At 61.7% G+C, this 19,283-nt stretch carries 21 protein-coding genes; 9 read left to right on the forward strand and 12 right to left on the reverse strand.

What is annotated here, in order from left to right; genetic code table 11:
- Window positions 1-72: 72 nt before the first annotated feature.
- The 5 genes from NKJ67_RS09115 (at window position 73) to NKJ67_RS09135 (ending at window position 2,827) form a co-directional block, all read left to right on the forward strand.
- Window positions 73-303 (forward strand): hypothetical protein, encoded by a 231-nt coding sequence (locus tag NKJ67_RS09115; RefSeq protein ID WP_352581138.1) that lies wholly within the window; start codon window positions 73-75, stop codon window positions 301-303.
- 157 nt (window positions 304-460) lie between these two features.
- Window positions 461-916: a hypothetical protein gene (locus NKJ67_RS09120; RefSeq protein ID WP_127268250.1), complete on the forward strand. Its 456-nt coding sequence runs from the start codon at window positions 461-463 to the stop codon at window positions 914-916.
- Entirely contained in the window at window positions 913-2,133 is a 1,221-nt protein-coding gene (locus NKJ67_RS09125) for an NRAMP family divalent metal transporter (RefSeq protein WP_127268251.1), read from the forward strand. The genes NKJ67_RS09120 and NKJ67_RS09125 overlap by 4 nt, the downstream gene beginning before the upstream one ends.
- Window positions 2,133-2,492, forward strand: coding sequence for a hypothetical protein (locus NKJ67_RS09130; protein ID WP_352581139.1), 360 nt, complete (start codon window positions 2,133-2,135; stop codon window positions 2,490-2,492). The genes NKJ67_RS09125 and NKJ67_RS09130 overlap by 1 nt, the downstream gene beginning before the upstream one ends.
- Window positions 2,493-2,494: 2 nt before the next feature.
- On the forward strand, window positions 2,495-2,827 hold the full coding sequence (locus tag NKJ67_RS09135) for a hypothetical protein (protein ID WP_127292269.1): 333 nt from the start codon (window positions 2,495-2,497) through the stop codon (window positions 2,825-2,827).
- Window positions 2,828-2,856: 29 nt separating this feature from the next.
- Here the strand turns inward: NKJ67_RS09135 and NKJ67_RS09140 are convergent, their stop codons facing one another.
- The 3 genes from NKJ67_RS09140 to NKJ67_RS09150 form a co-directional block, all read right to left on the reverse strand.
- Window positions 2,857-3,183 (reverse strand): hypothetical protein, encoded by a 327-nt coding sequence (locus NKJ67_RS09140; RefSeq protein WP_128307634.1) that lies wholly within the window; start codon window positions 3,181-3,183, stop codon window positions 2,857-2,859.
- Between the two features lie 69 nt (window positions 3,184-3,252).
- Window positions 3,253-3,507 carry a DUF982 domain-containing protein gene (locus tag NKJ67_RS09145; protein WP_127268255.1) on the reverse strand — a complete coding sequence of 85 codons (255 nt, stop codon included), beginning with the start codon at window positions 3,505-3,507 and terminating at the stop codon, window positions 3,253-3,255.
- A gap of 150 nt (window positions 3,508-3,657) precedes the next feature.
- On the reverse strand, window positions 3,658-4,191 hold the full coding sequence (locus tag NKJ67_RS09150) for a GNAT family N-acetyltransferase (protein WP_236382701.1): 534 nt from the start codon (window positions 4,189-4,191) through the stop codon (window positions 3,658-3,660).
- Window positions 4,192-4,324: 133 nt separating this feature from the next.
- On the opposite strand from NKJ67_RS09150, the gene NKJ67_RS09155 reads away from it, so the two are divergent.
- The gene (locus NKJ67_RS09155; protein ID WP_127268256.1) at window positions 4,325-4,522 is read left to right on the forward strand and encodes a hypothetical protein; all 198 of its coding nucleotides are present in this window, start codon (window positions 4,325-4,327) and stop codon (window positions 4,520-4,522) included.
- Window positions 4,523-4,657: 135 nt separating this feature from the next.
- Here the strand turns inward: NKJ67_RS09155 and NKJ67_RS09160 are convergent, their stop codons facing one another.
- On the reverse strand, window positions 4,658-5,176 hold the full coding sequence (locus NKJ67_RS09160) for a YciE/YciF ferroxidase family protein (protein ID WP_127268257.1): 519 nt from the start codon (window positions 5,174-5,176) through the stop codon (window positions 4,658-4,660).
- A 420-nt stretch (window positions 5,177-5,596) separates the two neighbouring features.
- On the opposite strand from NKJ67_RS09160, the gene NKJ67_RS09165 reads away from it, so the two are divergent.
- On the forward strand, window positions 5,597-7,159 hold the full coding sequence (locus NKJ67_RS09165; RefSeq protein ID WP_352581140.1) for a GMC family oxidoreductase: 1,563 nt from the start codon (window positions 5,597-5,599) through the stop codon (window positions 7,157-7,159).
- Between the two features lie 43 nt (window positions 7,160-7,202).
- Here NKJ67_RS09165 and NKJ67_RS09170 read toward each other — a convergent pair whose 3' ends face one another.
- From NKJ67_RS09170 to NKJ67_RS09205, 8 genes are all read right to left on the reverse strand, one after another.
- On the reverse strand, window positions 7,203-8,729 hold the full coding sequence (locus NKJ67_RS09170) for an aldehyde dehydrogenase family protein (protein ID WP_352581141.1): 1,527 nt from the start codon (window positions 8,727-8,729) through the stop codon (window positions 7,203-7,205).
- Complete coding sequence (locus NKJ67_RS09175; RefSeq protein WP_352581142.1) at window positions 8,729-9,535, reverse strand: creatininase family protein; 807 nt, start codon at window positions 9,533-9,535, stop codon at window positions 8,729-8,731. Before NKJ67_RS09175 ends, NKJ67_RS09170 begins: the two co-directional genes overlap by 1 nt.
- Entirely contained in the window at window positions 9,532-10,506 is a 975-nt protein-coding gene (locus NKJ67_RS09180; protein ID WP_024503985.1) for an ABC transporter permease, read from the reverse strand. Before NKJ67_RS09180 ends, NKJ67_RS09175 begins: the two co-directional genes overlap by 4 nt.
- A gap of 10 nt (window positions 10,507-10,516) precedes the next feature.
- Window positions 10,517-11,539, reverse strand: a complete 1,023-nt coding sequence (locus NKJ67_RS09185) for a Gfo/Idh/MocA family protein (protein WP_352581144.1) — start codon at window positions 11,537-11,539, stop codon at window positions 10,517-10,519.
- 10 nt (window positions 11,540-11,549) lie between these two features.
- Window positions 11,550-14,093, reverse strand: a complete 2,544-nt coding sequence (locus NKJ67_RS09190) for an ATP-binding cassette domain-containing protein (RefSeq protein ID WP_352581145.1) — start codon at window positions 14,091-14,093, stop codon at window positions 11,550-11,552.
- Between the two features lie 116 nt (window positions 14,094-14,209).
- The gene (locus NKJ67_RS09195; RefSeq protein WP_013530435.1) at window positions 14,210-15,229 is read right to left on the reverse strand and encodes a sugar ABC transporter substrate-binding protein; all 1,020 of its coding nucleotides are present in this window, start codon (window positions 15,227-15,229) and stop codon (window positions 14,210-14,212) included.
- 158 nt (window positions 15,230-15,387) lie between these two features.
- Window positions 15,388-16,326, reverse strand: coding sequence for a threonine ammonia-lyase (locus NKJ67_RS09200; RefSeq protein WP_352581146.1), 939 nt, complete (start codon window positions 16,324-16,326; stop codon window positions 15,388-15,390).
- Window positions 16,316-17,419, reverse strand: a complete 1,104-nt coding sequence (locus tag NKJ67_RS09205; RefSeq protein WP_352581147.1) for a succinylglutamate desuccinylase/aspartoacylase family protein — start codon at window positions 17,417-17,419, stop codon at window positions 16,316-16,318. The genes NKJ67_RS09200 and NKJ67_RS09205 overlap by 11 nt, the downstream gene beginning before the upstream one ends.
- A gap of 94 nt (window positions 17,420-17,513) precedes the next feature.
- On the opposite strand from NKJ67_RS09205, the gene NKJ67_RS09210 reads away from it, so the two are divergent.
- Together NKJ67_RS09210 and NKJ67_RS09215 are read left to right on the forward strand one after the other, a co-directional pair.
- Window positions 17,514-18,299, forward strand: coding sequence for an IclR family transcriptional regulator (locus tag NKJ67_RS09210; protein WP_127267085.1), 786 nt, complete (start codon window positions 17,514-17,516; stop codon window positions 18,297-18,299).
- Between the two features lie 129 nt (window positions 18,300-18,428).
- Window positions 18,429-19,178 (forward strand): GntR family transcriptional regulator, encoded by a 750-nt coding sequence (locus NKJ67_RS09215; RefSeq protein WP_127267075.1) that lies wholly within the window; start codon window positions 18,429-18,431, stop codon window positions 19,176-19,178.
- Window positions 19,179-19,283 lie beyond the last annotated feature (105 nt).

The following is a 19,283-nucleotide window of genomic DNA, read 5'->3' on the forward strand; positions in this document are numbered from 1 at the left end:
CAGCAACAGGCGAGGCGACGTCGCGGTGACGGTGCCGAAGTGAGTTCGATACAGCACGGATCTGGAGTGTGGATGATGGGCATCCTTTCCGACCTCGACAAGAAACTGACGGACAATATGTACGAGCATGGCAGCGAATTCACCGATGCGGTTTCGGATCTGCCCGAAGCAGTCGTTGAAGCGGTCGAACGGCTGATGTTTTTCATCCAGTCCGACGCGCGCGACACAGTCAGAACTCAGGTTCTCGGCCTCATTCACGAATACAGAATCCAAGACGCTCCGAACGGGGATCGCCCCGCCTGACCTTCAGCTTACGCTGATGCGGCAATTGAAACCGATCGGGACCTGGCTCGCCGCCGCGTGCTCCGGATCGGCGGGCGCGGTCGTTGACGGACCCGACGAGTGCTCTAGATCAGATTTACGCCGGCCACGGTTTTGTTGGGTCGGGGGAGACTATTCGGTGGCGCACGAGACGCCTGATTTGATCGTTAGACGCCGCTATCTCAGGCTCGAGTGCTTGTGCTTGCTGTTGATGATGTTGTCGGCATGCTCATCTTCCGATCAGATCGAGCAGCAATCACGAACAGCGGCCTCCGCATCGCAGACTGTATTGATGGCGCTGGACGCCTGGGCGGCAGGGGCGGCGCCGACCGCATACACGGCGGGTACGCTGCAATCGATCGGCAAGACGCTTGCCGATGCCGGGGAGCAAATCCGGTCCGCCGAAACCAGTGAACCCGCCGAGCAAGCTTCGCTGACGAAGGCAGTCAACGATTTGTCGGTCGCGGTGGCGCGTGCAGAGGCCGGATTGCAGGCGGGCGACCGGCCGGAAGTCCAAGATGCGCAACAGGATATACGGCTGGCGTCGCGTTCGCTCGCTACCGCCTACGCCAAATACTTCGCGCCAAAGCCATGAAGAAGCTCATGGAAATATCCCTCGGCGTCGTCACCAGCGTCGGCGGCTTCCTCGAAGTTGGGTCCATGGCGACAGCGGCGCAGGCAGGCGCGATGTTTGGCTTCCAGTTGATCTGGGCGGTGGTGCTCGGCACCATCTGCATCATCTTCCTTGTCGAAATGTCCGGCCGGTTCGCGGCCGTGAGCCATCACACGATCTCCGACGGCATCCGCGAGAGATTCGGCTTCAACGTCTTTCTATGGCCGTTGCTTGCCGCCCTGCTGGTCAATTTCCTGGTGCTGTCCGCCGAGATCGGCGGCGTCGCCATTGCACTCGAATTTGCCACCGGCATAGGCTTCCAGTGGTGGGCACTGCCGGTGGCTTTGCTGGCGTGGCTGCTGCTTTGGAAAGGCACGTTCGGCTTCATCGAGAAGGGCGTATCTATTCTCGGTCTGGTGACGCTGTGTTTCGTCGTCGGAGCGGTGATGCTGAGACCCGATTGGACGGCAGTCGCAAGGGGCGCCGTGCCTTCGCTGCCGGTCCACGATGCCGCCAATTACTGGTTCATGGCGGTCAGCATTCTCGGCGCCTCGATATCGCCCTACCTCTTCATGTTCTATTCCTCGGGGGCCATCGAGGACCGGTGGGACAAAAGCTATCTCGGAGCCAACCGGGCCATAGCGGGGTTGGGCATGACTTTCGGGGGGACCATCTCGATCGGCGTGTTGATCGTGGCCGCTCTCGTGCTCGCCACGCATGGCGTCACCCAAGTGGATGACTATCACCAGTTGCCGTTGATGCTGATACCTATATTCGGCTTCTGGGGCTTCGTGCTGTTTGTTGCCTCCCTCGCCATTGCCTGCTTCGGCGCCGCACTAGAGGTCGGGTTGCAACAGGCCTATCTTGTGGCCCAGGGTTTCGGCTGGAATTGGGGCGAGGATCGCAAGCCGCGCGACGATCCGGGTTTCAGCGCCACCTACACGATATCATTGCTTTTGGCGGCTATTCCCATCGCGCTTGGTCTCGATCCGCTGAGGCTCACCATCTTCTCCATGGCGCTGACGGCAGCCAGCCTGCCGCTGACGGTCGTCCCATTTCTGTTTCTGCTGAACGACAAACGTTATGTCGGCGAGCATCGCAATGGCATTTTGTCGAATGCCGCCGTCATCTTCATCATCGCGCTCGGCTTCGTACTGGCGGTGGTGACCATCCCGCTGCAGATATTCGGAGGCACATGATGAAGTTGCTGCGTGATCTCCTCGACAAGCAGGTGGTCGACCGCGAGCAGATCAAGATCGGCAAGGTCGACGGGCTGGTGGCGGAGTTACGGCCTGGCAAGCCGCCCCGGATCATTGCGGTCGAACTCGGCTCCATCACCCTGGCACGTCGCCTCGGCGCACGGCCTGGGCGGTGGATGGCGCGGCTCGCGGTCAAGCTGGGTGGCAAGCAGCATGGCGAGCCCCATCGGATCGCCTGGCACAAGGTAAAAGATATCGGCATCGATATCGAGTTCGACATCGATGTGCGAGAAACGTCGATCTTCGCCTGGCAGGACTGGTTGCGCGACCATGTCATCGGGCGCATTCCGGGAGCTTGATGATGACCACCGTCAATCTTGAGCATCTGGCTGGGCGACGCGTACTCTCGCAGCGCGGCAAGAATGTCGGCTATATCGAGGAGATCCACGCCGAACGGGATGGTGACGATTTCGTCGTCACCGAATTCCATGTCGGGGTCTACGCCGCTTTCGAGCGCCTCTCGGCCTCGGCCATAGGCGTGGCAGTGCTGGATCTTTTCCGATTGCGCCGCCGCGACGGTCTATATCGCATCCCTTGGAACAAGCTCGACATTTCCGATCCCGCGCGACCGCGGCTGCTGTGCCCAATGACCGAACTCTCGGGCATGAAGGGCGCACCAGACCTCCAGGAATAGGTCGTGGTGCCGCATCGTCGGGATCATTCTCAGCGCAGCATGCCTGCCGTCAGGAAAACCACGGCTGCTATCAAAACGACAGCTGCAATTACCAACACCGGCCTGTTGCCGCCGGGCCGCAGTTCCGGTTCGCCTTCGACCGGGCGCATGGCATTGGCAAAGCTGGCATCGTTTTCGAATTTTGGGCGAGTGCGCGGCGGACTTGTCCCAGCGACCGGATTTTGCGTGTCCGCAGCCTCGGCGTCTGTCTCAAGCGGGGCAATGGCGGGATCGAACCCCGGCGTTTTGTCCTGCGTTGCTCCTGCCTGAACTTCGCTTCTGGCCGCGGCAGGCGCGGGACTTGAAACCTTAATCATGATTTCTCCCTTTCGAACCAATCTCGGCAGAGTCGCACTTGCAGGCACCGGCGAGGCGACCCACCACGGTCAGACTTGCTCGCTCAGCAGAATCTTGGCGTCCTTGGCCGCAACGATGAACGCCTGTCGTGCGGTCCTTGTAGGCTTTTCGCCTCGCATGACGGCAAGGCACGCTCTGATCGCGGCAAGACGCCTCTCGGATGTCGGCTTTGGCCAGTCCCGCAGCAGCACTTCGGCTGCGTCCGACACCGAAACCACAACCCTGTCGCGGTCTATCCGGCCAGGTTGAATGATAATCGGCTTTCTGAAATGTCCAGTACGCACATGCCTCTCCGGCGGGATGCACTCTATTCGACACGTCGCTGCAAGACTGCGCGTCGCGACGCGTTTAACTCCGCACTCGTCGATTTGTTCCAGAGCATCTGGCGTTTGAAACAACTAGCCGATGGCCATCCGTGCGCCCTGTCCCAAGACTTACAGCAGATCTTTCCGAAGGAAGACTCGGGCATGTCCAGGGATCCCGAATTCGACTTTGCCGAATTCCTCGAACCCGTGCTGCATGTAGAATAGCGGCGCCTGGAAACTGCTCGTCTCCACGACGGCCTTCTTGCAGCCCCGCCGGATGGCTTCTTCCTCGATTGTCGTGAGAAGTTGTGAGCCAAAGGATTGGCCACGCAACTGCTCAGGCAGGAAGAACATGTCGAGAAACAGGAGCCCAAGCTCCGTCCTGCCCCAAAGCCCGCCCCAGGTCTTTCCTGACTGGTCGCGAAGCTCCGCTCCGATATCAGCTCGGTCGTCGATCCCGGTCTGTGCGATGTTGTATTGATAGAGCGCTGCGGCGGCCTGCGCTCTTTCATCGTCGCTATAGGTCAAAGTGGTTGTAAATCTCTCGGATCGGAATGACATGCATTTTTCCTCCTGGTGGGCACAGGCATGAGATCCGCCGGCAACGTCGGTCACGGCCAAGATGAACTCGTTGCCAACGCCAGAAATAAATCCGGCATCCATCTCGGGCGCCTTCGAACGCCGTGGGCTTTGTCTGATGGTCTTCACAAAATATTACGTGAGGGAACGTTCGCGCCTGACTCGTCTTAGGCAATCGAGGCGGTTGTCGCCTCGCGGATTGTGAAGGAGAAGAACAATGCCTAATCAAGGTGGTAGCCACGAACAGCACGTGAAGGCAGGCCAGCAGAGCCACAAGAACGCCGACAACAAAAACCGTCAGCAACAGCAGGCCTCTGGTGGTGGTCAACGGCAGCAGGGCGATGGATCCGGCATGCGTGGTGGAACCCACGAACAGCATGTGAAAGCTGGCGAACAAAGCCACAAAAACCGCTGATCGCGTGTGATTTCATCAGACCCACCCCGAAGTATCGGGGTGGGTCTGATTGCATCTGAAGGGTACCGACGAAGAGGGCGCGAGGCCGGGTCGCGAAGTCGCCCGGCGGCTTGGCGCCGGGGCGACGACGCCCAGTCAGGCAGCTTGCTGCAGGGCGCGCTCATTGACACCGCCTTCGCCCAGCCCGGAAAGCGCTTCGTCCGTCGCGACCTCCTCTTTCAATGTCTCGTTGAGGAGCTTGACCACGTCGCTCTTGCCAAGCTGTTCAGCCCACGCGACCAACGTGCCATAGCGCGCGATTTCATAGTGCTCGACGGCCTGTGCCGCGCCGACCAGTCCTGCATCCAGCGCCGGGTCACCCTTGTATTCGTCGAGAATTTCCGACCCTTCCTCAAGAATACCGTCGATCGCCGGACAGGTCTTGCCGCGGGCCGGTTTGTCCATAAGTTCGAACACTTGCTCGAGCCGATCGACCTGGCCTTCGGTTTCCATGCGATGTTTCTCAAAGGCCGCGGCCACCTCCTCGGATTCGGCGCCCTTTGCCATCTTCGGCAAGGCTTTGAGTATCTTCTTTTCAGCGTAGTAAATGTCCTTCAGCCCATCGAGGAACAAAGCCTCCAGTCCTTTTGTCGTCGCTCTTTTTGCAGTCGCCATGATTTGTCTCCCTTGGATTGTCATGAAAGCTCACCGGCGGTGTAGCCATGGACTAACTTTCCATGGAAGCAGTTGTTCCCTGGGCGCGACTCGGAAGGGGCAGCACGCCAAATACCGCTTTTGTCGAGAGCCGATCGCTATCAAAAAGCGATGGACGATGACGGTGTGAGAATCGCCGGCAGTGACGGAGAGCACCGGGGTTCGTCGCGCCATATGGAGTAGATGGGAGTTCATATACGAAATCATATTTACATATAAAACAAATCATGATGATCTTGGCAGTCGTGCAGCGCGGCTAAGGTGGTTGGTTCCGGCGTACATCGCTGAGCCTGAATGCCAGCAGATGATCGTGCGCAAATGAAATCAACATGATGTCGCGGTCGAGTCAGCCGTGCATTGATCGGATGTAGGGAGTGCGGCATGCCCTTTGATGTCATCGTTATCGGAGCCGGCGCAGCCGGAGCTGTTCTTGCTGCCCGGCTAACCGAAGATGCTGCCACGAACGTGCTTTTGCTGGAAGCGGGGCCGGACTACCGGAGCGGCGAGCAACCTGCCGAGATGGCGAGCCCAAATCCCTTCAACCTGCTTCTTCCCGACCATTTTCAGCAACAATACATGTATCCCGACCTGATGGCTCGTCGCACGAAGCGGCAGGAACACCGGGTCTACTGGCGCGGCAAGGGGCTTGGCGGTTCGACGGCCGTCAATGGGCAGATTGCCATTCGCGGTGTGCTCCATGCATTCGACCGCTGGGAGGAAATCGGATGCAAGGGCTGGTCGGGAGCCGACGTGCTGCCCTTCTTCTGCCGCCTGGAGGATGACCCGATCGCGGCCAATTTTCACGGCAGCGGCGGCCCGATTCCGATCTACCGCGCGCCTGTCGAAAGCTGGGGCAGCGTCGATAAGGCCATGCGCCAAAGCGCGATGGCTCTCGGCCATCCCTGGCATGACGATCTCAATGCTCCGGATGCCGAAGGGGCTTGCACCTATCCCATCAACAGTCGAGCCGGCAAGCGCGTGTCGGTCAATGACGGCTATCTGGAAGCTGCCCGCGACCGGCCGAACCTTACCATCATCGGGCAGGCGACGGTGGACAAGGTGCTTTTCGATGGCAGGAAAGCGATCGGCGTTTTGGCCATCGTGGCCGGGCAGGTTCGCAAATTCGAGGCGCCGCTGGTCATCGTCTCGGCCGGCGCCATCCACTCTCCGGTCATCCTGCAGCGCTCGGGCATCGGTCCTGCGGCTCTCTTGAAACGAAAGGACATCGAGGTGCTTGCCGACCTGCCGGTCGGCGAAGGTTTCTTCGACCATCCTTATTGCCGCATCGAACTGAAGCTGAAGCCGGGATTCAAGGCGACCGATGTCGACGCGCGGCATACCAACTGCTGTGTGCGGATGAGTTCGGGCGTGCCGGGCGCTGAGCGCGACGACATTCTCTACGTCGCCATGAACCATGGCGGCATCGGCGTGGAGTCCGACAGCGCCCAGTTCGGCGAGGCCATGGTCAATCTGATCCTGATGGAGGCCAAGAGCCGCGGCACCGTGCAACTGCGTTCCGCCAACCCTTTCGACCAGCCGCTCGTGGAAGAGAACATGCTGGACGATCCAATGGATCTCCAGCGCATGCGTATCGCCTATCGCCACCTTGGCGAGATTGCCCGGCAGGCGCCGATCCAGGCGATCGCCGAGCGCGTCCTGCTGGGGGATTCCGATCTGCCTTTGTCATGGCTCGAAACGGCAAGCGACGAGGAGGTCGACAATTTCCTGCTGGCGCAGTCTTCCGATGCGCAGCATGGGATCGGAGGCTGTTGCATGGGAAGGCCCGGCGAGGCCGTGGTCGATCCGGAATGCCGGGTCTACGGTTTGGAAGGACTGCGGGTTATCGATGCGTCGATCATGCCGCTCGATTGCCAGGCAAACACCAATCTCACCTCGATCATGATTGGCGAGAAAATGGCCGACAGCCTGCGCCGGTCCATCTGACAGCTCAAGGGCAAGCCCGCGCACAAGGCGCGGGCCTTGGATGTCAGCGGGTGATATCCACGGTAATCGTCTTCAGGTCACACATTTCCATCAGCGTGTGCCGCCCACCGGTGCGACCGAGGCCGCTCTGCGTCCCGGCGGCGCCGCCGGCAGGAATATGCGGCTCCCAATAGCAGCTCATCTCGTTGATGTTGACGATGCCGACCTTCAGGCTTTCAGCAAAGGCAAAGGCGTTCTTGATGGTGCTGGTGAAGACCGCGGCCGACAGGCCGTAGGGGCTGGACGCCGCAAGTTCCATCGCCTCCTCATCGGTCTCGAAGATCAGCACGGGTGCGATCGGCCCGAAGGATTCCTCGACATTGAGCAGGCTTTCCCGGGTCAGTCCTGTGACGATCGACGGCTCGAAATAGAGATTGGTGGCAAAACCCGACGCCACATTGCCGCCGGTAACGATCTCGGCGCCACGCGCGCGAGCGTCCGCGATGTGGCTGAGCACCTTGTCGACGGCCACCGCATTGTTGATCGGACCCATCGTCGTCGCGGGATCGAAAGGGTCACCCATTTTCACCTGCGCGGCCGCTTTCACGAGACCTTCGATGAAACGGTCATGGACGGATTTATGCACCAGCACGCGTTCGGTGGCCGTGCAGATCTGCCCGGCATTGGCAAAGCAGCCGGCCCCGACCTGGGCGGCGGCCATGTCGATATCGGCATCGGCCAGCACGATGGTCGGACCGTTGCCGCCCATTTCGAGCAGAAGCGGCTTGCCCGCTCCACGCCGGGCGATCGTCGCGCCTGTGACAGAACTGCCGGTGAAGCCGATGGCATGGGTGCCCGGATGAACGACCGCCTCGTCGCCCACCTCCGCACCGTCACCCAGAACGAGATTGATGGCGCCGTCCGGCAGGCCCGCCTCGATGAAGCATTCGACAAGTGCCGTGGCAATCAGCGACGTCGTCGGCGCCGGCACCCAGACGACGGTGTTGCCCGTTGCGATGGCCGGTCCGAGATAATAGAGGCAGGGCAGGGCGAGCGGGAAATTCCAAGGTGTGATGATGGCAAAGACACCCTTCGGCTGCAGGAAGCTGAAGGCGCGCTTGTTGGCATCGGCAAGCGGAAACGCCGCCGTCTCCAGCCACTTCATCTGCTCTGCCGCATTGCGGAAACCGAGAGCTGCCGCCGATGCTTCGGCCTTTGCCTCGCTGTGGAAGGGTTTACCCTGTTCCAGGCAGAGCAGGCGCGCGAGTTCCTCGGCGCGCCTGTCGATCGCGTCGGCGATGCGTATGCACAGTTGAGCGCGTGCGAAGGTTCCCATCTTGCGCATGGCCTCGCGTGCGCCTTCGGCGGCTTTCACCGCGCGGCCGACATCGGCGCGGGTGGAAAGTGAGAGATAGCCGAGGTGCTCGCCCGTCGACGGACTGTCGATTTTCAGGAACTTGCCGGAGCTGCCGGCAATCCACTCGCCGCCGATTCGGTTGATGCCGATGCGGGCGGCTGCTTCCGGCTCCGAGACGATCGCCATGCCGCGCAGGTTGGGGCCTTCGAGAGAAGATTTGAAATGGACTGTCATCATGCGTTCCTTTGGCCGAATTCGGATTGGATGTTCAAAATGGCGGCGCGGCTGCGTTCCACGGCTGCGATGAAAAGTCTGCTGCCGGCCTCCGCGCTCGCCTCCGACGGCGTACCGATGACGCCGTTGCCGCGGATGGCTTCGAAACGGCGCCAGACGGTGACGGCCGGCGCGGCGTAAAGGTGAGGATCCGGCCAGGATGGCGGAGTGCCGCCCGGCGGGATGAGATCGCGGCGAACGCTGTCGCCAAGCACATGCATCATCAACGACGTTTCAAGCGCGCAAGCGTGACCGGTGCCCGTGGCGATGTCGGGCAGGGCCTGCGCCGCCACGTCGGCGATGAGATCGAAATACGAGAAACCCGCGGTGACGATGCCACGCTGGCCAAGGGTGGTGATCGCCACCTGGATCGCGGCGCGGTTTCCGCCATGGCCGTTCAGCATGACCGGCAGGAAGCCGTCTTCGGCAAGGCAGGTGCAGAGATCGACGAGAACGGCGATGAAGGTCTGCGGGCTGAGGCTCATCGTGCCGGAGAAGGAGCGATGATGTTCGGACGAGCCATAGGCGAAAGGTTCGGCGACACGGATGGAGGCCTGTCCTTCCGCCGCGGCGAGCGCAACCGCTTCCGCAAGCCAGCAATCGACGCCGAGCGGCAGATGCGGGCCATGTTGCTCGACAGCGCCGAGCGGTAGAATGACGACGGGTTTATGCATGCCGGCTGTCGCGTGTCTTTCCGTATCCGGCGAGGTCATCGCCGCAAAGCTGGATCCATGCGGGATCGGCAAGGCCGGAGCTGGCTCGTTCATCGTGCTGCCTCGACAAGCCGGGCCTTGGCGTAGGTCATGCCGGAATCGGCCAGGAGAGCGACCATGATGATTGCCCCCTTGTAGAGTTCGAGGCTGGACGGGTCCGTGCCGAACACCCGAAGCGCCGTCGTCAGCAGGCTGACGATCAGGGCGCCGACGACCGCGCCCCACACCGTTCCCCGTCCGCCAAAAATACTGGTGCCGCCGAGCACGGCAGCGGCGATCGCGTCCAGAAGCAGCGAGGTACCCCCGATATTGGGCGTCACGACAGGCACCCGGCTGATCATGATCACAGCCGTCAGGAAGACGAAGATACTGGAGGCGCAATAGACGAGGATCGTGTGTTTCGTCACCGGGATGCCGGCAAGTTCCGCGGCTCCGGCATCCGACCCGAGCGCATAGGTACGCAGCCCGAAACGGCTGTGCCGCATCAGGATTGCTGCTACGGCGACGATCAGGAGTGTTGCGAAGATGACATTGGGAATGCCGAAGCTGCGCTCGATGCCGACCGCGCGAAGCGTCGGATCCTTCAGCATCAGGACGCCTTTGGAGGCAACGGCAAGCGTTGCGCCCTGCAGCGCGACCATTGTGGCCAGCGTCGTCACGAAGGGCGGTATCTTCAACAGTGCGATAACGGCGCCGTTCGCGAGGCCGATCACCACCATCACGGCAAAGCCGACGAGCAGGGCAAGCGGCAGGCTGGCGCCGCCGTCGATCAGGCTGGCGATGAAGACGGCGCAGAAGGCGACGCCGACGCCGGCGGACAGGTCGATGCCCGCCGTCAGCAGAACGATCAGAGCCCCAAGCGCCAGGATGGCGATCGGGGTCGCCTGGGCGACGATGTTGATGAGGCTGGCGGTTGAAACGATGCGGGCGTCGATGAGCGCGAAGATCGCCAGCAGGATGACCAGCAGGATCAACGGCGAGAGGTCGAGAAAGCGCCTGCACCAGATGTTCTGTTGGCGGGTCATGAGGATCCTCTCATCGGATGTGCCAATCTTCGACCGGTTCGCGCAGGCCTGATTTGACGCTGCGCAGGATGGCATCATTGACGGCGACGGCGCGCAGGGCGTCGCCGACCGGCATCACGAAAGGGGTGTCGTCGCGAACCGCCGAAATGAAATGGTGGACCTCCTCGAAGAGATCCCCGGTGACACGGCCATTGACGGTCGGCCAGTGCAGGGCGTCGGGTTGCGACCACTGTCCACGCGACAGGATGCGTAGACCGTGGTCGCGCACGTCGAGGTCGATCATGCCTTCCGTGCCGATGATTTCCGTGCGTGCCCAGATGCCGGTCGGAACGGTCGGTGGCAGCGTCCAGCCGAAATAGAGCTGTCCGCTCATTCCGTTCGACAGCTCGACGGTGGAGAAGATCGCGTCTTCGGATCGAACTCCGAGCGAAGGCATGAGCTTGGCGACGGGCCGAGAGTAGACGGCGATGATGTCCGAACCTGAGATCCATTGCAGCGCATCGACGTCGTGCACGCCGAGGTAGAAGCAGACGCTCGAGTTTCCGTTCATGCGAAGACCGACTTCGCGATTGGTGAAACGGCCGCTGCTGCCGTGGATCGGCTCGCCGATCCGCCCGGATTTCACCGCTGCCGCGGCCTCGCAATAGCGCGGGTCGAACCGCAGGATGTGGCCGACCAACAGGCGCGCGCCGTTTTTCTCCGCCGCTCTAGCAATCGCCTTGGCAGCGGAAAGATCGTGAGCCATCGGTTTTTCGAGCAGCACCGGCTTGCCGGCATCGAGCAGCGTGCGGCAGACGTCTTCATGCAGCGTGTCGGGTGCCGCCACTATGTAGGCGTCGGCGGCATTGGCGGCCAGCGCGGTGGCGGCATCGCGGAAATGCCGGGCACCGAAATCGGACGCGGCCTTGCTTCCCGAGGCAGGATTCGGATCAACGAATGCCGACAGTTCCGCGACAGGGCTAGCGGCAACCACCTTCGCATGCAGGAGGCCCATGTAGCCGGCACCGACGATGGCGATCTTCAGCTTGCTCAAAGGGTTCTCCTCACGGGCATGGTGCAAGGTTGGATGCTGGCCGGGGTGCGCAGGCTGGTGGTGTGATCGTGCGATCACCGAAAGCCAGCGTCATCACGTCTTCTTCCGTCGCCCCACGAGCCAGCGTGCCGACAGAGTGGCCTTCGCGCATGACGACGATGCGGTCGGCAACGCCGAGAACCTCGGGCAACTCGCTCGACACCATGAGGATCGCCGCGCCTTCGGCCTTCAATCTTGCGATCAGGTGATGGAGTTCGGACTTCGCGCCGACGTCGACGCCGCGTGTCGGCTCGTCGAGCAGGATTATCTTCGGCTTGGTGGCAAGCCATTTGCCGATGACTACCTTCTGCTGATTGCCGCCCGAAAGCTCGATGGTCATCTTGTCGGGCTGGGCAGGCCGCACACCGAGTGAGCCGATGAGATCGCGGGCGAGTGCCAGGATGCGGCGAGGTCTCAGCAGGCCGAATTGACTGTTGTCGCGAATCCAGGCGAGGGACAGGTTATCCCTGATCGACATCGTGCCGACGAAGCCTTCCAGGTGCCGATCTTCCGGTATGTAGACGATGCCGGCGCGATTGGCGGCCTTGGTGTCGCCGCCGGTCTGCTGCCCGCCGAAAATTCTGAGCGTGCCGCCATGCATGGTCTCGAGGCCGGCAATCAGCCTGAGCACCTCGGAGCGGCCGCTTCCCATCAGGCCGGCGAGCGCGACGATTTCGCCCCTGCACACGCTGAGCGTGGCCGACTTCAAGAGCTTGCCATCGGAGATGTTGCTGATTTCGATCGCGGTTTCGCCGACTTGCGCTTCGAGATAGGGGAAGATGTCGCCGACATCGCGCCCGACCATCATCGAGACGATCTCGGCCTCGCTGGTCTGGCGGGTCTGGCGCTCGCCGATGAAGCGCCCGTCACGCAGAACGACGACGCGGTCGCACTGGCTGAAGATCTCTTCCATCTTGTGGGAGATGTAGAGGATGCCGGCGCCGCGAGCTCTCAGCCTGTCGATCAGGTCGTAGAGCTGATCGCGCTCGCGGTTGGAGAGCGCGCTGGTCGGCTCGTCCATGATGAAGAACCAGGCATCGGACAGAACGGCACGGGCAATTTCCACCATCTGCCGGTGCCCGACGGAAAGCGTTCGCAGCTCCGCGCCAATGTCGATATCGAGCGACAGCTCGTCCATGATGGATTTCGCATCGCGCCGCATCCGGGCCCGGTCGAGAAATCCCAGGCGGGTATGCGGTTCGCGGCCGATGAAGAGATTCTCGGCCACCGTCAGGTCCGGCGAAAGGCTGAAATGCTGATGGATGACGCTGATGCCCTTGGCGTCGCTGGGGGAGTGGAACTGGACGGCGTTGCCGTCGATCATGATCTCACCCTCGTCCGGGCGATGCAGACCGGAAATGCACTTCACCAGCGTCGATTTCCCGGCCCCGTTCTCGCCGGCAAGTCCCACCACCTCACCGGCCGAGACGGCAAAGCTGACACCGTCGAGTGCTTTGACGCCCGGAAAAGACTTGCCAAGCCCGCGCAAGGCGATGCTGTGTTTGCCGACCGGTGTTGCGGCGGTGTTGCGGGGCGACGGGGTGGACTTGCGGCCACCGGTCTTGAACAGGGCGGCGACACTCTGCGGCTGGCTGGTGAGAACGGCCACCAGAATGAGGCTCGCGGTGACGAAATAGATCAGGATCTGCGGTACCTGCAGGAAGGACAGGCCGGTGTTGATGACGCCCAGCAGCAGCGCCCCGATCGCCGTTCCCCAGATGGAGCCCTGGCCGCCGGACAGTTTCGTGCCGCCGATGATGGCGGCTGTGATGGCTGTAAATTCGAGGCCGGTGCCGGCAAGCGGCTGTGCCGAACCAAGGCGGCCGATGGTGAGTATCGCGCCGAGCCCGGCCGTCGCACCGGCAATCAGGTAGACGGAGATGCGCACGAGGTCGACGGGAACCAGTGAGGCCCGCGCCGCGCCCGCATTGCCGCCGACCGCATAGATCCAGCGTCCGTAGACCGTACGATTGAGCACGAACCACCAGAGGCCCAGGCAGATGGCGGCGATGATGACGGAGACCGGCAGGAGGCCGATCGTCTCGCGTCCCGCGAAAAGCAGGACCGGATCGGCGACCGCGATGCTGGATGCGCCGGAGAGGCTGAGCGCCAGGCCGCGCGCAAACGCCATGGTGGCGAGCGTTGCGATGAATGGGGAGATGCCGGCAAAGCCGATCAACGTTCCATTGAGCAGACCGATTGCGGCACCGCCACCGATCGCGGCGAGAAGGCTCAAGCTCGCCGAGCCGGTTGCCGTGTAGGCAAGACCCGCGGCGATGCCGGAACAGGCAAGATTGCTGCCGACGGAAATATCAATGCCGCGCGCGATGATCACGGCCGTCATGGCAAAAGAGATGAGGGCGATGACCGCACTCTGCTGCGCGATGCTGACAAGATTGCCGGTCGACAGAAAACGCGGATCGATCCAGCCGAAGACGGCGATGGCGACCAGCAGCACCGCGATGAGAACCGGTTCGTTGCGCCGCAGTAACGGAGAGGTCCAGGACTGGAACATGGGTCGGTCCTCTTATCGAGCATCATGCGCGGTCACCACGGAGCGGCGACGGCCATCGTCAGGAAAAGGGGACGCCGGATGATACGTCATCCGGCGCTTGAGCCGCTTTTAGGCTGTTACTTTGCCAGGGTCATGGCGGTCGCCGGAACCTTGGGACCGAGTTGCTCGGTATAGTTCTTGGCTTCCACCGCCTCTTTGTCGGTGTTGATGTATTCGAAGGTGAGGCCATCCGCCTTGAGCTTCGCGGCCGTCGCATCCGAGGTCACGAAATAGGTCGGCATGTAGAGATCCTGCGGCAGCTTTTCGCCGTTGGCCAGGCGAGCGGCAACGGCGATGTTCCAGTAGCCGACACGATAGGCGCCGGTCAGCACGTCCATCACCATCTTGCCGTCGTCGATCAGCGGCTTCATCTCGGCGTCGCCGTCATAGCCGCCGTAGAGCAACTGGGTTCCCATCGAGCTGGCAACGGAATCGGCGGCCAGGCAAAGGCTGTCGGAGATGCAGCCGATGGCCTTCAGATCCGGATAGGTGGTGAGCCAGGTCTGGGCGGCATTGGTTGCCTTGGCTGCGTCCCAGCCGGTCGGCTCGATGCCGACAACCTTGATGTCCGGAAACTCCTTTTTTAGGGTTTCGACAAACCCTTTTTCGCGCGTGTCGGACACGAAGTTGCCACGCGAACCGACAAGCAGGGCGACTTCGCCCTTGCCGCCAAGCGACTTGCCGAGCGCGCGGGCAACCATCGACATGTTGTCGTAGTCCGGATAGAGCGTCGAGTAGTTCGAGCCGGCCTCGACCTTGTTGCCCATGGTGATCACCGGAATGCCGGCGGCGGTGGCTTTCTGTATGACCGGAATGACCGCGTTCTTGTCGATCGGATCGATCAGGATCGCGCTGACGCCCTGATTGATGAAATTCTCGATGATGCTGACCTGTTTTTCCAGGCTGCCCTCGGCGCTCTGCCAGGTGGATTTCACCCCATAGTCGGCGGCAGCCACGTCGCCCGCTTCCTTCATGCGGACGAAGAAGGAGTTCTGCAGGTCGATTGCCGCAAGCCCCAAAACCTTTTCCGCGGCAAGCGAGGGCGTCGCGATGGCGAGTGCGAGCAGAGCAATGGATGCTTTCAGGGAAATGCGCATGTTTCAGTTCTCCTCTTGTTGCGACAGGACGATTCTTCGCCTCTTTTTCATGTCCCGCACGACGACCGTCCCAGTGACAGGCATTCCGGCGGTATTTCGCGGCACTCGTGCCGTATCCATGTCAGGGCCGCGTCTGCGTGGACCGGCCTTGCTCAACCTCAGCCATTCAGGCCCTCGACACCGGCGCCACAGATAAGCCCGGCGATGCGAGCGCCGCGCGGTGGCTTGAAAGCGCCGCTCATCAAGGCGGCCAGCGATGCCGCGCCGCTGAGGTCGGCGGCGATGCCGAATTCGAACCAGAGCAATTCAGCGGCCTTCTGCATGTCCGCATCCTCGACAAGGACGATGTCGTCGACGTGCTTGGCGACGATCTCGTAGATGCTTTCGTCCGTGCGGCCGCAGGCCATGGTCGCCACCTTCGTCGTTATCTCGGGCAAGCGAACGACACGGCCGGCAGCCACGGAGGCGTGAAGGGTCGGTGAACCGGTCGGCTCGACACCGATGATCCTGGCTTCGGGTTTGACGTGCTTCAGGACTTCGGACATGCCGCTGATGAGCCCGCCACCGCCGATCGCGACGATATAGATGTCGGCATCGGGAATCTGATCGACCATCTCCAGCGCCACGGTTCCCTGACCGGACACGATCTGCGCATCGGCGAAGGGATGCATGTAGAAGGCGCCGCACGCCTTTGCCTCGGCCGATGCAGCCTCATGCGCTTCATCCCAGACATTGCCTTCGAAGCGAACGTCAGCCCCCCATTTGCGAAGCTTTTCCGCCTTCAGCGGGCTTGCATTGTTCGGCAGGTAAATGGTGGCGGGAACGCCGGCCCGGGCAGCCACATAGGCGGTGGCCAGGCCGTGATTGCCGCCGGATGCGGCGACCAGTCCGTTTTCGATCCGGCTTGGCTCGAGCGTTTTCACCCGGTTCGTGGCGCCCCTGATCTTGAAGGAGCCGCTCACCTGGAGGCATTCTAGTTTCAAATAGACATCATTTTGAAGGTTTGCCCCCGTGGCATGGTCGAGCTTGACGACCGGGGTGCGCCGTATGAAGGGGGCAATGCGCCGGGCAGCCGCTTCGATGTCCTTATGGCCCATCGGTCAGTGCCTCCGGATATTCGTTGGCAAGCACGAAGCAGCAATTCCCCGGACGCACGCGGCCGGGCTGACGCTTGGCGAAAACGATGCCGTCGATGGGGTGAAGGAGATCGATGGGCGCGCGTGACGGCGTGTGGAGGAAGTGAATGCGTCCGGCAAGGTCGCCTTTGCTGACGGCACTGCCGAGCGAGCTCAAGGGTTCGAAGACACCGTCCTCCTCGGAAAGCAGATAGCCTTCGCTTCCGGGAACCTTGAGCACGCGCGCGTTGGCGCCAGGGGCGATGTCAGGCGCGCCTTTCAGGACACCTGCATGTTTCAGCACATTGCGGATGCCCCTGCGGCAGATGGCCAGCGCATCCTGACTGACAAGGCCGCCGCCGGCCATCTCGCTGCCGATGACGATCAGCCCCTGGTGGTTGGCGGACGCGGTCGAGGTCCGGGTTTCACCGAGATTGTCGACCATGACAACGGTCGGTGCCCCGAAGGCGAGCGTCGCCTTGATGTTCTTGCGATGCCCCTGCGCGGTCGGGGAGGGCTCGATGATCGCGCTCGGCAGGATCATCAGGGACGAACCGCCGGAATGGAGATCCAGGAAGTAGTCGGCCTTCGGAAACAGGATGTCATGCACATAGGCCGCGATCTGGCTTGTCAGCGTGCCGTTGAAATCGCCCGGAAAACTGCGGTTGAAATTCAACCCGTCGACCGGGGAGGTGCGGGTGCCGGCCTCGACGGCCCGAATGTTGATGGCCGGAATCGCAATGATGCGTCCGGCAATATCCCGTGGATCGATCTCGCGCAGAAGCTCGCCGAGCGCGATCGGCCCCTCATATTCGTCGCCGTGGTTGCCACCCTCGATCAGGACCGTCGGACCGTCACCGTTCTTGATGACGGCGAGCGGAACGCGGACCGTGCCCCAGGCATCGTCGTGCGGCGATTGAGGCACATGGAAGAAACCGATCTGCTTGCCCTCGCGATCGAAATCGACCGACGTGTAAACACTGTTGTTCCGGGGAATGATGGTCGCGCGGACAGTGTTTGCAGGTCTCTGGACGGTCATCGGGTCGGCCTCGAAATTCATTGTCCCCGTCATCATGTCAGTTTTATATATGGTGTCAAGTTTGGATATAAAACCAATGGCAATTCCGATTTCTTGTCTCTATCGTGCGGGACCACCGGGGATTCTTCGAATGGCAGATGACGCAAAAGAGAGTGGCAAACCGACCTATTCGGCCCCGGCGCTGACCAAGGGGCTGGATGTCCTGGAACTGCTGGCGGAGGCGCGGGCGCCCTTGACGATGAAGGAGATCGCGGAAGGCCTCGGCCGTTCGAAGAATGAGATTTTCCGGATGCTGATCGCGCTGCAGGAGCGTCAATATATCGAGCGCAACGCCGAGACCGACGCCTATTCGTTGACCGACAAGCTTTTCAAGCTGGGGCTGCACACGCCGAGCGCTCAGGATCTCATGTCCGCCGCCATGCCCGAGCTGACGCAGATTGCCGGGGACTCAAATCAGTCGCCGCACCTGGTCGTCTTCAATCATGGCTTGACCGTCGTGACCGCGGCCGCTCCCGGCGGCGAGGACATGGCGTTCACGCTGCGCCTCGGTTACGGCCGCCTGGCCACCGACGCGACTTCCGGCCATGTGATACTTGCCTTCCAGTCACCAAAGGTCGCAGCGCGGATGATCGATGAATGTGCGGCGCATTCACCGGCGCCGCTGGATCGTGACGCGCTGGAAAAACAGCTCCGTACCATCCGCGCGGACGGCTACTGGATGCGCGAGAGCCGTGACTTCGTCGGCATCACCGATATCTGCTGTCCGGTCATCGGGCCGGACGGCAGTGCCGTCGCCTCCATCATCGTCGCCTATATCAATCGCCATACGCGTGAAAGCCGCCATGCCTATACTCTGGAGGTCCTGCGGGCTGCCTGCGATCGCATCTCCATGAAGCTGTCACCGAGGGTTCGCTAAGGGATCGTGATGCGCTGAGGGCGCGGCGAAGCACCGTCCGCTGGCCCTTTGCACCGGATTGATAATACCAGTATAGGTCCAGTCAGGAATGTTTTGATCCTGGGTGCTTCTCGCGCGGGAGGAAGGGCAATGACAACCGTGAACCTGATCGGGCTTGTCAGTCGGGAAATGGAAGCGACAGCGTCCGATGTGCCGCTTTACAGACGGTTGAAATCGGCGATCGAGGCGGCGATCCGCTCCAATGCGTTGAAAGCCGGCGCGGTTCTGCCAGGCGAGCGGGTTCTGGCGGAAGCCCTGTCGATCTCGCGAGTCACTGTGAGAAAAGCTCTGGCGCTGCTCGAAGAGGAAGGGCAGCTCAATCGCCGGCACGGTTCCAAAACCGAGATCGGGTCGCGGGTCGAGAAATCGCTTTCGACGCTGACGAGCTTTTCGGAGGACATTCTGGCGCGCGGCCTGAAGCCTGGATGTCTATGGCTTTCCAAGCAGATAAGCCGTCCATCCCCGGCCGAAATGATGGCCCTGGGTATTGCGGGCAATACCAATGTGGTTCGCATGCGTCGTGTGCGGACAGCCGATGGCGCGCCGATCGCCGTCGAGGTCTCGGCCGTGCCGGTTCGCTTCCTTCCTTCGCCCGGGATGGTTCAGGATTCCCTTTATGAAGCGCTTGATGCACGCGGCTTCCTGCCTCAGAGGGCAATCCAGCGCATGCGCTCGCGCGGCGCGTCGCTGGAGGATGCAAAGCACCTTCATTGTGACGCGGGCGCACCGCTGCTGATGACCGAGCGCCGCTGCTTTCTCGCCGACGGACAGATCGTGGAATACTGCGAGACACGCTACAAAGGAGACGTCTACGATTTCGTCTTCGAGCTGCAAAGATAATACCAGTTATGAACTGGTTGTAATCTGGTATTTTCCATTTATCGTGATGGCGACAAGGGAGTGCCGACGTGCAGCGGGAAGACATCGCCAACAGTCTCATCGTGT

The organism is Mesorhizobium sp. M0088 (assembly GCF_040322895.1).
GTDB lineage: Bacteria > Pseudomonadota > Alphaproteobacteria > Rhizobiales > Rhizobiaceae > Mesorhizobium.